Raw genomic sequence first — 15486 nt, 5'->3', positions numbered from 1 at the left:
CGGGAGGGAAAAGGAAGGAATGAAATATACTACGTACTTTACAATGCAAGAAGCAGATGTAATCGACTATGCGTTAACGAAGCTGGATGTATTCTCCGAAGATGCGAGCTTGACCTGCAAGGAGATTGGGGACGGCAACTTAAATTACGTGTTCCGGCTCGTCGATGAGCAGTCGAAGCGTTCTATTATCATTAAGCAAGCAGGCCCTGTAGCACGGATATCGGATGAATTCAAGGTATCTCCTGACCGCAATCGCATCGAAAGCGAGATTCTGAAAATCCAAAATGAGCTTGCACCTGGACTTGTCCCGGAAGTATACAACTATGATCCGATCATGAACTGCTGTGTAATGGAGGACTTGTCCGATCATGTCATTATGCGCACCGCGTTATTGAACCGGGAGCAGTTCCCTCTGTTCGTGGAGCATATTACGACATTTATGGCGAACACGTTGCTGTTGACATCTGATGTTGTCATGAATCATAAGGAGAAGAAAGAACGGGTTAAAACATTTATTAATCCCGACTTATGTGAGATTACCGAAGATCTTGTATATACGGAGCCTTTCTACAATTGTGCGAGAAACGATGTCTACGAGCCGATTCGTGAATTCGCAGCTAAGCATTTGTGGGAAGATGAAGCGTTGCTGCTGGAAACGGCGAAGATGAAGTTTGAATTTATGACGCATACTCAATCTCTGATTCACGGCGATTTACATACAGGATCAATCTTCGTGAAGCAGGATTCGACCAAAGTGATTGATCCGGAGTTCGCTTTCTACGGGCCAGCAGGATACGATGTGGGCAATATTATTGCAAACTTAATCTTTGCCTATGTGAATGCAGAATGTACAATGGAAGCGGGCGACTTGAAGGAACGTCATATGGAATGGATCATTGAAACGATTCAAGACGTTGTTGACCAATTCCAAACGAAATTCTTATCCTTATGGTCAACATCTGTTCTAGATAAGTCAGCTTCGTATCCCGGGTTCGATCGATATTATCTTGATCTGATTATGAAGGATGCAGCGGGTGTTGCGGGGCTCGAATTGTGCCGTCGCACACTCGGCATCGCGCATGTGAGAGAGATTGCATCCATTGCTGATGCTGATGCAAGAGAGCGTGCTGAGCGGATGTGTCTCATCATGGGCAAGCAGCTCATTATGGATCGTTCTGACATGAAGCGAGGCAGTGACTATTTCCGTATCATCAGTTCAAGCAGCGAGATGTACAGCCGATAGAATGGGAGGGTGGAAGGATGAGTCAAGTGAACAGCAGTCAAACAGTCAGCATGATATCGTCAGTTCGGTTAGAGGATGAGAAGAATACGCTAATCATTCTAGATCAGACACGTCTCCCAAATGAAACCGTATATCTCGAGCTTCAGAAGCTCGAAGATATTTGGGATGCTATCTATCATTTGAAGGTGCGAGGTGCGCCTGCTATCGGCATTGCGGCGGCATTCGGGGTATATTTGGGTGTGAAGGGATCCCCTGCGGACACGTATGAGGAATTCTTCGCAGACTTCGGCAAAGCGAAGCAATACTTGGGTTCGTCGCGACCAACGGCAGTGAATCTGTTCTGGGCGCTGAATCGTATGGAAGCAAGGCTGGAACAGGTGCAAGAACGCTCTGTTGCTGAGATTAAGGCAGCGTTGAAAGAGGAAGCAGAAGCGATTCGCGCAGAGGATGAACAGGTATGCGAGAGCATCGGCCGCTATGCATTGTCTCTGCTTCAGCCGAACTGGGGCATCTTGACACATTGCAATGCGGGGGCCATTGCAACAGCGAAGTATGGAACAGCTCTTGCACCTATCCATCTCGGCCAAGAGCAGGGCTATCAGTTCAAGGTATACGCAGATGAGACGCGTCCATTGCTGCAAGGGGCTCGCTTAACGGCCTGGGAGCTTAAGGAAGCAGGCGTGGATGTAACGTTGATCTGTGACAATATGGCATCTATCGTTATGAAGGAAGGCAAGATACAAGCTGTATTGGTCGGCTGCGATCGAGTGGCGGCGAACGGTGATGCAGCGAACAAGATTGGCACTTCTGGTGTGGCCATCCTGGCAAAGCATTATGGCATCCCGTTCTATGTATGCGCGCCATTATCTACGGTGGATTTGGAGTGCCAGACAGGCGACGATATTCATATCGAGCTGCGTCCTGACAGTGAAGTAACGAGCAAGTGGTATGAGCAGCCAATGGCGCCAGAAGGGGTTAAGGTATACAATCCTAGCTTCGATGTGACCGATCATTCTCTCATCACAGCAATCATCACGCAGCATGGCATTGCTTATCCGCCGTTTGCAGATTCTCTGCCAGAGATGTTCCGCAAGGAAGCTGCGTCTAAGAAGGGTTGATCGACTGCTTAAAGTAATCGAGTTTATATAATGAGACGAATCCGTATCTAAACAAAAATCCCCTGAGTGCAAATCGACAACGAACAAGGCGATTTGTCTGTCAGGGGATCATTTATTGTACATGTATTTATTCGCATTCGTATAAGGAGATCCCCTTCGTGCTAGTGACCTCATGCCATGTTTCATCCAAACGCTGATCAGTAACAATGGTGTGGATTTGATCCAAATCACAAATACTTGCGAAAGAAGTTCGGTCGAATTTCGTATAGTCCGCAGCTAAATATACCTTGTTTGCCCGTTCTGCGGCAATGCGCCGTACCTCAGCTTGTTGTTCATTGGAGTCTGTCAGTCCATGCTGGATGCTGACTGATCGGCCGGAAATGAATGCCATATCGAAGAAATAGCTCTTCATATTCATTTCCGCATTTCTGCCCAGAGCCGACATGGAACTGGAGGATATACCGCCGCCAATGACAACGAGATGCACTTGTGGACTGTCCATCAATACATTAATAATTTTAATTGAATTGGTTACGACCGTCAGACGCTGCTCTTGAATCTGTTGTGCGATGTACAGCGAGGTGGTAGAGGCATCTAAGAAAATAGAGTCGCCGTTTGAAATAAATTGAGCGCATTGCGCTGCAATTCGCTTCTTGCCATCAACATGGATATGTTCACGGAGCTGGAAATTGATATCATTTTGAACACCATCAGGTATGTACGCACCTCCATAAGTTCGAGTCAATACGCCTTCCTCCTCTAGTTGTTTCAAATCTCGACGAATGGTCTCCTCCGTGACTTGAAATAGTGAAGTAAGCTTGGCGACCGTAACGCTCTTCTCCTCTTGGATGATATCTTTAATTTTCGCTTTTCTCGTAATAGGCAGCATATTGTCCGTTCTCTCCGCTTATGTTTGATTTTAACTCCATTATATCATATCTCCTCTCTATAGCTTGCCAACTTTATACATAAACAATCCACACAAAACAACACAATACATTGACAAAACGGATATAAAGTACGAATATTAAATATATGGCATACGAGGATTCAAACTTTAGATATAAGCCTCTTTATGTTTGATGTGGAGACAAGCCAGAGACACAGGGGGTGTGAAGGATTGAATAAGCTGCAAGCTAACTCAGATACGGAAATGAAAGAACTCATCTGTGAAATCGGTAGAAGGATGTATGCACGGAATTATGTGGCTGCAAATGATGGGAATATTACGATGAAGACGGAAGCGGGTACCATTTGGGCGACACCGACAGGGGTAAGCAAGGGCTATATGACACCTGACATGCTGGTGGAGATGGATATGCAGGGTAATGTTTTGTCGGGTACATACAAGCCTTCTTCTGAAATTAAGATGCATTTGCGAGTATATCAGGAGAACTCGGAGGTACGTGCTGTTGTTCATGCGCACCCTCCAGTGGCAACGGCATTTGCTATTGCGGGGATTGATCTGGATCAAGCTATTTCTCCCGAGGCAATTGTTAATCTGGGACGAGTAGCCGTTGCGCCCTATGCGACACCAGGTACGCAGGAGGTTCCCGATTCGATTGCCCCATATTGCAAAGGATATCATGCTGTGCTCCTAGCGAATCATGGTGCATTAACGTGGGGGAGGGATATGACAGAAGCCTATTTCCGAATGGAATCGCTAGAGCATTATGCACTGATGTACATGTATGCGAGCAGGTTGCTTGGCCGCACGAATGAATTGTCAAGTGAGCAGGTCGCGGAACTCGTAGACATACGAAGCCGGATGGGCGTTACAAGCGGTGGAAATCCATCGTTAAGGCGGCGGGAGGAAGACACCCTCTTCGATCGACTTGCGGATAAGATAGTAGAACGAGTGTTATCCAAATTAAATTCGTAGATATGCGTTTCATCGAGACAGATCCCGAAGTCGGCAAGGTGAAGGGATTACTAGAAATTCAGGATGGATTTTGATTCTAATTTCAGACACATACAGCCCCAAAGAATAGTCACAATCCATGCAGCTGCATCGGATGCGATATCTTTGGGGCTGTTACTTTTTCTAAAGGGAGATATTTATTGTTTTCGCTGACTCATTCCATTCCACAGTGCTTGGCAATGCATCACGAAGCAACTGAAGTGGAACCATGAACTTGCCTTTGTATACAATCATGGGAGCCGTAAGTTTATTAATCGTTCCGTCAATGGAGAAGGTGTAATGGTTATGCTTAATTGGGACAATCACTTGCCGTTCCGATGAAGATATGTAGATTTTGTTGTCTTTAACCGAATAGTTTGCTTGTAGTGCCTTTAAGGTATCGATAAGTGGAAGCATAAGCTGGCTGTCATGGCGTACAGCCTGAATAGGCAGTTTAGTTGCTTCCTTGTTAAGAGTGATGGCAGCAGCTACTTCCGTGACGACAGGTTTGTTTTCTTTTGCCTGTTTATTAGTTGTGTTTGTTGTGTTACCAGGTTTAGCGTTGTTTTTGTTTTTTGTTGTTGATTTACTAGATGATGAAGATTTGGAAGAGTTGGATGATTTGGATGACGAACTCTTCTTAGAAGAAGACTTAGATCCACCATTGTGATAGTGGTATTCCCCATACTCCAGTCCCCATTTTTCGCAATTCGTTCTACACGTATGACCCCCGTTGCTATCTGTTCGGCCAGGGTGTGCGATTGAGATCGATGAGAATGTCGTCATCGCAACGATACAAGCAGTACTTACGGCTATCAGCTTACTCCATCTTACACGTTTCATCGTGGTAACCCCTTTCTATTCGCATAGGTATTATGGATCAATTCTATTATAGTTCCACCACCTCTTAAGAACTAGGAAATATTTGAGAAATGACGAGATAGGTCAATGATTATCGTGTTTTTTGCCATTATGCAATTTCGAATGGCTGTGAGATAATGAGATGTAGAAGCATCTGCAGCAGGGGAATCCTGCACGGATAGCGTAAGGATGACGAAGGGGAATGACGTTCATGGCGGGCATAAATGAAAGATTAATGAAGCAACTTGAATTTGTGAAGGAATTGGATAAATTAAAGAAGGTGTTTCGTCGTTCGTATTTGCTTGATGGAAGCCGCCATGAGAATGATGCCGAGCACACATGGCATTTGACAGCGATGGCAATGCTGCTGCACGAATATACAAGTGAGCGTAATATGAATTTGCTCCGTGTGCTCAAAATGTTAATTATTCATGATGTGGTCGAGATTGATGCAGGGGATACCTTTGCATATGACGCTGAAGGCAATGCAAGCAAGTTCGAGCGCGAGTCAAAGGCGGCCAAGCGGTTGTTTGGCATCTTGCCAGAGGATCAGAAGCTGGCGCTAACACAATTATGGACGGAATATGAGCAGCGTCAGACACCGGAAGCACAATTTGCAGTTGCACTTGATCGTTTGCAGCCGCTGCTTCACAACTATGTGACAGAAGGCAAGTCGTGGAAAGAGCATAAGGTAACGAGTGAGCAAGTGTTGGCGCGGATTCAAGCAATCCGAGATGGGGCTCCGGAACTGGGGAAGCTAGCAGAAGAACTCATCCGCAGTTCGGTGGAGAAGGGATACTTGGCTAACTAAGGTGTCTAGCATCAAACCATGAATAAAGGGGGAAGGAGCGAGCGAGTATGCATCCTTCCCTCTTTCCTCTTTGTTCATCTAGACATAGAGAACCCAGCAATTGCGGGTTGCACTCGAATCTTCCAGCTTCCATCCATTATGCTCATAGTATCTATTGAAGCTGGACTGAATAGGGCAGACTGATTCTATCGGATGAGGAGCAAAAGTATCCAGCATTTGTCGCAACAGATGCTGCCCCCTGAACGGTTCCGCTACAGCAAATTGATAGAGAGAAATGCGCTCACTCCCTTTGCGAGGGTAGAACCGCAATGCTCCAGCCAAGCGCAGGCCGATGACGGCGACAAGCAGCTGCTTGCGCTTAATTGCAGCAGCAACCCCATCTGGACAGCGAAGCTCTCCGCTTGTCAACCCATCATGGTGCAGATCTATTCTTTCATTGAAGAAATGCGTAATTGCGCTCGTTTCTTCCCATTTTGCCAGTCGTATGTACACCGCAATCCCATCCTCAATATTCTTTACTATTTGCCAACCAGAACGAACACGTTGTGATCTGGAGCTTCCATGACGGCAACGTGTCCGGATTCGGTAGGGAACGGTTCTCGAATCCAATGAATATCATTCCGCTCTTGCAGCTTCGCATACGTCTCTCGTACATCATCAACGAGAAGTTCGATATCGATTTCTTTCAACTCAGGGTTGTTCTGCAGCACAAGCTCTGAGCTGCGTTCATCTGGGAAAGACAACCCCACAATTGTCCATGGTTCCCCATTTGGAAGAGGGCGTGTGATCGTCCAACTCTCTTTTAACCCAATTGCGGTGTAGAAAGCAACGGATTCCTCTATGTTGGCAGTATATAATGCGGCACATTCCATTTTTCGTATCATTCTATTTCCTCCTTGTATCTCGTACTGCTCATACTGTACCATCTAACTATGACAAATGATGTCATGGTTATGAAATCGTTTTACGATAGGGGGAGTCTTGGACATGAACAAATCCCAGCGACTCATTGAGTTGATGATGATCGTGAACAAGAAGCAGCAGTTTACCGCGCGTGAGCTGGCGGAAGAAAGTGGTGTATCGGTACGGACAATATTGCGGGATTTGCGCCAATTAGAAGAGCTTGGTGTTCCTCTATATACGGAGTATGGACCTAGGGGCGGGTTTCGTTTGTTGAAGGAGAAGCTGCTTCCGCCGCTGACATTTCTGGAGCAGGAGGCGTTTGCTATCTTTTTCGCCGTTCAGCTGCTGCAAGAATATAAGACAATCCCATTTGGCAAGGATACCACGAGAGCGTTATCGAAGTTCTATCAGGTGCTGTCTCCACATACACAAAAGCAAATCGACGCGATGAAGCGCTGTGTACGATTTTGGGTTCCTCCTCGTGAACAGGATATACCGCATTTGCAGCAATTGCTGCATGCTTCGCTCAACAATAAGGTGATCCAGATCCGTTATGCTTCCATCAGAGGAGAGGAATTGCGCGACATCGTCCCAATCGGCCTATATGCCCATAATGGATATTGGTATTGCCCAGCCTACTGTATGGAGCGGAAAGGGTATCGGTTGTTCCGTGCGGATTGCATGCTTGAGGTGAGCGAGGTAGAGCAGCATACGGTACCTATGTTAGAGCTAATGAGCTTGGAAGAGTGGTTCGAGCCTCCCCAACTGAAGGACGATGTTGTTGCCATTTATGTTGAATTGACGAAGCTTGGGGTTCGGAAATGTCAAACCGATCCATGGTTGGATAAGTCGCTGACTGTGCGCGAAGATGGAACGGGTGTGATCAATCACGTGATCGCGGCGACTGAAGTAGGCTATTTGGCGGACATTCTGTTTGGAATGGGGACAGATGCGCATGTCATCGAACCTCCAGAGATTATAGAGTTGATTCAGCAGAAGGCGAAGCAGTTAATTGCACAATATCAACACTAAGAGAGGTACACTATGAATCTCTATTACCAGTCTATTTGAGGGATATTCTGGGGTTAAACCCCGTCTTTGGGCTTATTGTAATTGTGTGATCCCAATATATACTAAACAGAGAAGTAATAGATTTGGAGTAAATTTGGTAGGAATAACGAATTAATAGAGTGTTATTTCACATAAATTGACAATAATAGTCAAATGGTGCTAGAGTTGACTTATCACTACGTGCTGGTGTGAGAGGTGCCTTAGCTTATGATACTTACCGTCTCTTTTGGAAGACAAGGCCGTGAGTGGTTCGATATTGATGTAGCGGATGATTGTACAGTAGTTCAGTTGAAGGCAATACTTGGACTGAAGCTATTCGGAGAACCACCGAAGAATCATATGCAATATATATTGGAAGTCAAGCAGCCAGAAGGATTATGGAGTACTGTTCCTGAGCAGCAGCGTTTGCTGGAGGCAGGTGTCCGTGAAGGGGCATACATTCGCGTACAGCGAGCGTTCTCCACGACTACAGATTCAGCACCATCGTTTGGTCGCCGAGCATTGTTCCAACTCGATGAGGCTGATGAACATACCGAGTAGTCGTGACAAGAGGAACGAGACGAGGAGTTGTTCAATGTGAACGTGATGTATCAGAGATCGCCTCGCATTAAGCCGGAATTACCAGAGGAGAAGCTTGAGATATTACGGCCTCCTGCTGAACCGTCGCGTCCGACGTTCTCTATCGTTACACTGATTATTCCGATTGTGATGACCTTGGTCAGTATCGGATTCTACATATATATGTCCATGTCAGGGAAGATGGGCAATAGTAACTATATGATGTTTCAAATGATTACCATTTCGATGATGCTTATGTCTTATACGCTTCCATTTTTCTTGTATTTGAGCAACAAAAGACAGTACGTGCGCAAGCAGGCGGAACGAAGTCAGATGTATCTGGCTCAATTGGAGAAGCATCGCCTGGAGATTATCGAGAAGCAACACGAGCAGCGAGCAGCGATGTATGCGATTCATGGTGATCCAGATGTGTGCCATCAAATTGTGAAAAATCGCAACAGCAGCCTGTGGGAACGCGGGCCTTTTGATGTTGATTTTATGGATGTTCGCATTGGCACCGGAGAAGTGCCTTTTTATATGCCAATCATTACTCCGCGAACCGATGGCTACGAGAAGGATCCGCTTATCGAGGCGGCTCATAAGCTCGAACAAGATTCTCGCAGTGTAGATGAGGTTCCAATTACCTTGCCGTTGTATGAGTCGAAGGTAGTCGGAATCGTTGGAGACAGAGCTTCCGTTATGGAAGCAGTACGGATTGTGATTGCTCAGCTGACGACAAGGCATTCGCCTGATGAGGTGAAGCTAGCTGCGCTCTACAATGAGCAGGAAGCAGAGAATTGGGGCTGGCTGCGATGGCTTCCGCATACATGGAATGATGATCGCACACAGCGTTATTTGGCTGATCGGCGTAGTACGGCGCATCAATTGGCTGATCAATTGTATGGAATTCTAAATCGTCGCAAGAGTTTCCAGACGACCGGCGAGAAGAAGAAGCAGCTTCCCATTTATGTTGTTCTGCTGCAGGATAGCCAAATGATCGAGGAAGAGCCGCTATATCCTCTTCTATTAGAAGAAGCGAGCCGAGTGGACAGCTGTACCCTAGTGCTGTCTGATCGCAAGGAGCGGCTTCCGATGCAATGCCGCCTTATTGTAGAAGTCGGTGCAGATACTGCTGTATCTACGCAAAAAACGGATCAGGAGGGGATCGTTCAGCATTCCTTCCATATGGATCATTTATCTGCTGACAAGATCGATACGCTGGCAAGATATATGGCGCCGATTCGCTTGAAGCGTTCGGCTGCTTCAGATCTTCCACCCGTTCTAACGTTGTTCGATATGTTCGGTGTAGAACAAGTTGAGCAATTGAAGCTGGTGGAACGCTGGAATCGAAATCGATATCCAGATACATTGCCAGTGCCCGTAGGTGTGCGTGCTGGTGGCAAGCTGGTGTCCTTGAATCTCCATGACAAGATTGAACGCAAGGGGCATGGTCCACATGGACTTCTCGCAGGAACAACAGGCTCAGGCAAAAGTGAGGTTATTCAGTCGCTAATTGCTTCACTGGCAGCTGAATACCACCCTCATGATGTGGCCTTCATGCTGATCGACTACAAGGGCGGAGGAATGTCTAATACGTTCGAGAAACTTCCTCATGTCGTAGGAACCATTACGAATCTAGACGAGAGCCTGATCGAACGTGCACAGGTATCGCTTCGTGCTGAGCTGATTCGCAGACAACACATCTTGAATGATGCGGGAAACATGCAGCATATTGACGAGTATTACAAGTCGCCGCTTCGCTATCAGAATCCGCTGCCTCACTTGATCATCATCATTGATGAATTTGCTCAGCTTAAGAAGGAGCAGCCAGAATTCATGGATGAGTTGATCAGTATAGCAGCTATTGGACGTACATTAGGTGTTCACTTGCTGCTGGCGACTCAGAAGCCTGCCGGGGTAGTGGATGAGAAGATATGGAGCAATACACGATTCCGCATCTGCCTTCGTGTTCAGAGTGAAGGCGATAGTCGGGATATGCTCAAAATTCCGAATGCAGCTTGGATTACGCATCCGGGGCGCGGGTATTTTCAGGTGGGCAGTGACGAAGTGTTCGAGGAGATGCAATTCGCATGGAGCGGTGCCCCTTATCTAGTAAAGTGTCAGGAAGGTCAGCCGCTGCGAATTGAAGTGAGCGAGGTTCGTCTGAACGGGAAGATGGAGGCTTTGCTGCCTAGTGATACACTATTGTCGGCCTATGACGAGCAAGATCAGCTGAAGCAGCTTCAAGTATTCATTGATGCTGTTGCCGAGGCGGCATGGTGTGAGGGAATTAATCGATTGCAAGGGCCATGGCTCGCCCCGCTGCCACAAGAGCTAGGACGCAGTGAATTGTTCAAGCGTACACGGACGTTGTCAGGTGTTACCGGTGATTCTAAGGGAATACAACCAATTGTAGGCTTGCTGGATGACGTCATGAACCAACGGCAGGAGCCGCTTGGCATCGAAATGGATCATGAACATTGGGCAGTATACGGAATGCCAGGAACGGGAAAGACAACATTTGTGCAGACACTTCTTATGTCTCTCGCTGAGCAGTATGAACCTGATGTCTGGCACGGCTATGTTGTGGATATGGGGCGTATGCTGAAGGATTATACTGACTTGCCTCATGTGGGCGCGGTAATTGCAGGTGAGGATGAAGATAGACTCAAGCGGCTGTTCCGCTATCTTCTAGCGAAGGTGAAGGAACGAACAGAGATGTTGTCCGAAGCCGGCGTCAAGACGATTGCTTCTTATCGGCAGGTAACACAGCTATCGGTGCCGAATATTGTTGTTATCATTGACGGGTATTTGAATTTCCGAACTTCCTATCCGGATGAGAATGAATGTTTGGAATATTTGCTTCGAGAAGGCGGCAGCTTGGCCATTTCATTCGTGATTACAGCCAATCGCGTAACCGATATTTTTGACAAATTCCGTAGCAATATATCGAATGCGATTTCGTATGAATTAGCTGATCCAAGCGACTATTACTTTGCTGTGGGCAGACCGGCTAGAACGCCGGCGCGGCTGCAGGCAGGTCGCGGACTCATTAAGCATAACGGGGTACCGATCGAATTCCAGACTGCTTATCCTGCGGATGGGAACAATGATGTAGAACGTGTTCTTCAGTTGCGTTCACAGATTCGATTGATGCACAATTCCTGGCAAGGGGCTGCAGCCCCACTCATTCGCAGCTTGCCTGAGCGTGTGCGTCTTAGTGAACTGCTGAAGCTGCACGACGATTCATACGAGGAAAGCGAGATCATAGAAGCGGAGCAGCTGCAATGCTCGGAACGGTTGCAACCCGTGCCTGTTGGCGTGCGCACAGATGATTTGGAGCCATATCTGGTCAATTTGAAGGAAGGTCCTCACTTCGTCGTCGCAAGTCCTATGGAGAGCGGCAAGACCTCATTCCTTACGAGCTGGATGCTGTCTTTGGCTTATCATATGTCTCCAGAACGTTTGCATATCTATGCGATTGATGTTCGATATGGGGACAATGGCGTTGCTTCGCTAAGAGACTTGCCTCATGTAAGGGAGATTGTAACAGAGGAAGAGCGAATTCCTGGATTCATTCAGCAAGTATATGATCAGGTCGCGTCCCGAAGTAAGGATGGAGGAGATCCAATCCTACTGCTGGTTATGGATGATGCAGATATGCTGTGCAAGCAGCTCACAGATTACACGGTCAAAGATCAACTGTCTGCGATCGTACGCCAAGGTCGGGATAAAGGGGTACATCTCGTATTGGCAGGGGTTCCGTCTGATTTTCCAACCTTCGGGGTGGACTGGTTTAACGATGTCAAAGCATCGCAAGCTGGATTTTTATTTGGGACGATTGATGCGAATGATCTGTCCTTCTTCCGAATCCCGATCTCAGAGTCGCAGTCTTCTGGTCCTAGTGGGTCGAAGGTGCTTCCTCCTGGTCAAGGATATTTTGTTAGACGTAAATTTACAAAAATAAAGACAGCAATACCCTACGATGAAAAATGGACTCCGGCCGCATGGACAACACATATAGATAAACGTTGGAAAGTGCGGGTCTGATGGGGGGTGGACACATTGGTGACGAGTAACGAACCATATCTACAAGCGCAAGATGGCAGAAGTGGTATTGAGCTTCACGTAAAAGAATTGTATTTTCTTGCTGGAATCATTGGATCTGATCGCTTGCTTGGGATCGAGGATCCATTTCGGGGCTATCTAACTGAGGAAATTGCAGAAGAATGGAATAAGGTCAAAGCTGCGCTGCTGCGCAAGGGATACTTAACGGAAGAGCCTGGAGGCAGAGAACTGGCTATGCCATCTCACGTCTATTCAACGGTAGCGGTAACGGGATTGGCAAATCGATCCTGCTGGGTTCGGTTTTCAAATGCAGCAGATGAGGGGCCTAATCGCGAAGTATACGAAGGCTATTTTCATTTTACGAATGAATTAGTCATCGAACGAGCACAGAAGCGGCTCCAACCGGAAATTTGCTCCTTTCGAGAATATGACTCGACGAATGAGGCATGTTCCGTCATTGTGAACCGTATGAACTGGGCTGATCAGCCGGAAAGTGAGATAACCGCTGTTATGTTGTCCAAGAGGCATTTCCATAAACTGTATGAGCATGCGGCTGAGCTTACCGTAGAGCAAATGACTAGTCAGCTAATGACCTTCGATGGAGAGGAAGCGGGAGCAATGGCCCTGGCGCATTCGCTGAAGCATCGTACCGCAGAAGGGGAGCTCTTGTTTCTTGTGTGGAATGAGAAAAGCTGGGATGTACAGGGAGCTGCTTTTCTCGTCGGAGGTTCCCGCAATTGGCTTATTCGGCAAAGCTCCAAAGGCGATGAGGATTGGCTGACTGCCACATTAACAACAAAGGAACAACTAGAAGGCCTGTTAATCGAGTGGGAACGCCAGCATTCTATAGAAGAAGGAAGGTGACATCGTGCGCATTATCGTAACGCCGGATGCGCTTCGTCAGGGGAGCCGTCAGTTGCAGGCAACAGCGGAGCAATTAAATGCGATTCAATCGTCATTGGAACGTTCTCTGCAGACGCTGGAGTGGGAGGTTTCTATTAAGGCTGCGATCGGAGAAAAATGGCAGCAAGCTTCTCGGTTATCGGCTCAAATACATACGCTTTTGTTTGATTTAAGCCAGCAGCTTCAGTCCAAGGCGGATCAGTTTCAATCAGCTGATCAGCAAGCGCACCCGATTCTAGGCCATGCCTATCAAATCGGTTCGGCGGCGTCATTATATTCAACGATAGGGATTGGGGGGGCATCACTGATTATCCCTGCTCTAGGGACACGGGTAGGCGCCATATCGAACCCAAATGCGGTTGTTCGGGCGATTGGCACACAAGAGGATAAAGGTTCAGGCGGTTGGAATTGGAAGCCAACGACTCCTGAAATGTATGGCTATGGAAAAGACGGATACCGCATGATCAATATGGCGAAGAGCGGGTTCAATGTGAATGTTCGTGGAGACGGCTATGTGACAATCAGCGGTGCAAGATCGAAATTCGCACTGTCTGAGGGGATTCGAGGAACGAGATATGCGGCATCGAATGCAGCGAATCATGCAAATGTGTGGAAATTCGTTGATCCAGTAGTTGCAGCAAAGGAATCGCTCTCTATCAAGGGATGGAGTGCCAAGCTTGGATATGCGGGGCTTGCATACGATACAGGTACCGCAGTCATGACGGATTACGAGAAGGGTGGCCCTAGTCGTGCAGCTGCCAGTACTGTTGTGAATGGATCAATCGGAGTAGGTACCATGGCAGCGAGTGCTGCCGTGGGAGCCTGGGTAGGTTCAGTCGTTCCTGTTGCCGGCACTATTGTAGGGGCAGGTGTAGGGCTAGCAACAGGAGCTGCTATCTCTATGGTTACGGAGGTAACCATTAACGGCAAGTCTATCAAGACCCATGCGGTTGATGCCGTTGACACTGTGGTGGATACCATGACTGATACCGTTGCGAGCGGAACGAAAGCGGCAACTGAAGCCGTTCAAGATGGCGTTAAAGCGGTGAAGAGCGGTGCAACGAAGGCTGCTGGCAAAGTCGTGAATAAGGTTTCAGATATGTTCGGTTCAGTAGGTAAACTGCTGCCTAGTTGAAGCTATTAAAACGGGTCTAATAGACTGACCTAATTTATGACATAGGAACTATATTATGATATTTATTTATCGCTCTGTAGGATCAGAATACTGCTCATGTTATTTGTATATTGGTTAATATGATCAGCTCGTCGCATCGCGTGTGCAGGTTCGATAAGAATTGTAGGATGCAAGAGTAGAAAGGGAAGGATGAATTATGGGGAATCAGACTGAACAACAACATGTTGGGAATGGAGAGGATGCATTGCTTCCACTCGGCTCTATCGTACTGCTGCATGAAGGAAGCAAAAAATTAATGATATATGGCCGCAAGCAGCTGCAGCTCACTACGAACCGTTTGTTCGACTATTTGGGAGTCATATATCCTGAAGGGTATATTGATGAGAACTACTCCTATTTGTTCAATCAGGAAGACATTGAAATGATTGTCCACGTTGGCTATACCGATGTGGAAGAAGAGCAGTTCCAACTCGTACTTCAGAGCGTTCCTCAGGCTCAGGAGTCCACATTTTAGAATTAGGACTGCAGACTCTTTTAAATTTGTAATAGATTTCATGTACAATTATGAATAGAAATATTTGCATAATTTATTTGTCGTTCAAATGTCTATGTCTACCAAAAGGAGGAACAAACATGGCAGGTCGCATTTTAATTACACCGGAACAGGTTGATCAAGTGTCGAATCAATTCAAGCAGGGTGGAGATCAGAGTCAACAGATCGTAGCTACCCTGACACAGGCTATTCAAGGAATGGAAGGTCAATGGGAAGGGATGACGAAACAGCGCTTCTTCCAAGAATTCCAAGAAGCAAGCAAGCAGATGCAATCCTTCGTTCAAACCTTGAACACAATTAGCGAAGAATTGAAGGCTATTGCGCAGAAGTTCCGCTCTGTGGATGAACAGCGCTAATCGTTC

15 protein-coding genes are annotated in these 15486 nt (G+C 47.0%); 11 read left to right on the top strand and 4 right to left on the bottom strand.

Annotation, left to right across the window (positions count from 1 at the left end; genetic code table 11):
• Positions 1–19: 19 nt before the first annotated feature.
• Together mtnK and mtnA are read left to right on the top strand one after the other, a co-directional pair.
• The gene (gene mtnK, locus BBG47_RS07755) at positions 20–1243 is read left to right on the top strand and encodes an S-methyl-5-thioribose kinase (protein ID WP_065291257.1); all 1224 of its coding nucleotides are present in this window, start codon (positions 20–22) and stop codon (positions 1241–1243) included.
• Between the two features lie 17 nt (positions 1244–1260).
• The gene (gene mtnA / locus BBG47_RS07750; RefSeq protein ID WP_065291256.1) at positions 1261–2361 is read left to right on the top strand and encodes an S-methyl-5-thioribose-1-phosphate isomerase; all 1101 of its coding nucleotides are present in this window, start codon (positions 1261–1263) and stop codon (positions 2359–2361) included.
• A gap of 127 nt (positions 2362–2488) precedes the next feature.
• On the opposite strand, the gene BBG47_RS07745 is transcribed toward mtnA, so the two are convergent.
• Positions 2489–3250, bottom strand: a complete 762-nt coding sequence (locus tag BBG47_RS07745) for a DeoR/GlpR family DNA-binding transcription regulator (protein ID WP_065291255.1) — start codon at positions 3248–3250, stop codon at positions 2489–2491.
• Positions 3251–3514: 264 nt separating this feature from the next.
• Between BBG47_RS07745 and BBG47_RS07740 the strand changes: the two genes are divergently transcribed.
• Positions 3515–4243 carry a class II aldolase/adducin family protein gene (locus tag BBG47_RS07740; RefSeq protein WP_065291286.1) on the top strand — a complete coding sequence of 243 codons (729 nt, stop codon included), beginning with the start codon at positions 3515–3517 and terminating at the stop codon, positions 4241–4243.
• A 162-nt stretch (positions 4244–4405) separates the two neighbouring features.
• Here BBG47_RS07740 and BBG47_RS07735 read toward each other — a convergent pair whose 3' ends face one another.
• Positions 4406–5047: a stalk domain-containing protein gene (locus BBG47_RS07735; RefSeq protein ID WP_397376495.1), complete on the bottom strand. Its 642-nt coding sequence runs from the start codon at positions 5045–5047 to the stop codon at positions 4406–4408.
• Positions 5048–5333: 286 nt separating this feature from the next.
• On the opposite strand from BBG47_RS07735, the gene BBG47_RS07730 reads away from it, so the two are divergent.
• Complete coding sequence (locus tag BBG47_RS07730) at positions 5334–5933, top strand: HD domain-containing protein (protein ID WP_065291253.1); 600 nt, start codon at positions 5334–5336, stop codon at positions 5931–5933.
• A gap of 78 nt (positions 5934–6011) precedes the next feature.
• Here the strand turns inward: BBG47_RS07730 and BBG47_RS07725 are convergent, their stop codons facing one another.
• Together BBG47_RS07725 and BBG47_RS07720 are read right to left on the bottom strand one after the other, a co-directional pair.
• Entirely contained in the window at positions 6012–6425 is a 414-nt protein-coding gene (locus BBG47_RS07725) for a GNAT family N-acetyltransferase (protein WP_065291252.1), read from the bottom strand.
• A 26-nt stretch (positions 6426–6451) separates the two neighbouring features.
• Complete coding sequence (locus BBG47_RS07720) at positions 6452–6817, bottom strand: VOC family protein (protein ID WP_065291251.1); 366 nt, start codon at positions 6815–6817, stop codon at positions 6452–6454.
• Positions 6818–6920: 103 nt separating this feature from the next.
• Here BBG47_RS07720 and BBG47_RS07715 point away from each other — a divergent pair, with 103 nt between their 5' ends.
• The 7 genes from BBG47_RS07715 to BBG47_RS07685 all read left to right on the top strand — a co-directional run bounded on the left by BBG47_RS07715 (position 6921) and on the right by BBG47_RS07685 (position 15480).
• Entirely contained in the window at positions 6921–7868 is a 948-nt protein-coding gene (locus BBG47_RS07715) for a helix-turn-helix transcriptional regulator (protein ID WP_065291250.1), read from the top strand.
• A gap of 246 nt (positions 7869–8114) precedes the next feature.
• Positions 8115–8447, top strand: a complete 333-nt coding sequence (locus BBG47_RS07710) for a hypothetical protein (protein ID WP_021253121.1) — start codon at positions 8115–8117, stop codon at positions 8445–8447.
• A gap of 36 nt (positions 8448–8483) precedes the next feature.
• Positions 8484–12515 (top strand): type VII secretion protein EssC, encoded by a 4032-nt coding sequence (gene essC, locus BBG47_RS07705; protein ID WP_065291249.1) that lies wholly within the window; start codon positions 8484–8486, stop codon positions 12513–12515.
• Between the two features lie 18 nt (positions 12516–12533).
• The gene (locus BBG47_RS07700; protein ID WP_083189152.1) at positions 12534–13397 is read left to right on the top strand and encodes a hypothetical protein; all 864 of its coding nucleotides are present in this window, start codon (positions 12534–12536) and stop codon (positions 13395–13397) included.
• A gap of 4 nt (positions 13398–13401) precedes the next feature.
• On the top strand, positions 13402–14571 hold the full coding sequence (locus BBG47_RS07695; RefSeq protein ID WP_065291248.1) for a WXG100 family type VII secretion target: 1170 nt from the start codon (positions 13402–13404) through the stop codon (positions 14569–14571).
• Between the two features lie 196 nt (positions 14572–14767).
• Positions 14768–15085, top strand: a complete 318-nt coding sequence (locus BBG47_RS07690; protein WP_065291247.1) for a DUF4176 domain-containing protein — start codon at positions 14768–14770, stop codon at positions 15083–15085.
• 119 nt (positions 15086–15204) lie between these two features.
• Positions 15205–15480 (top strand): WXG100 family type VII secretion target, encoded by a 276-nt coding sequence (locus BBG47_RS07685; protein ID WP_021253116.1) that lies wholly within the window; start codon positions 15205–15207, stop codon positions 15478–15480.
• Positions 15481–15486: the final 6 nt, after the last annotated feature.

This window comes from Paenibacillus sp. KS1 (genome assembly GCF_001680695.1).
Lineage (GTDB): Bacteria > Bacillota > Bacilli > Paenibacillales > Paenibacillaceae > Paenibacillus_B > Paenibacillus_B suaedae.
This window is presented reverse-complemented; position numbering and strand designations above follow the sequence as displayed.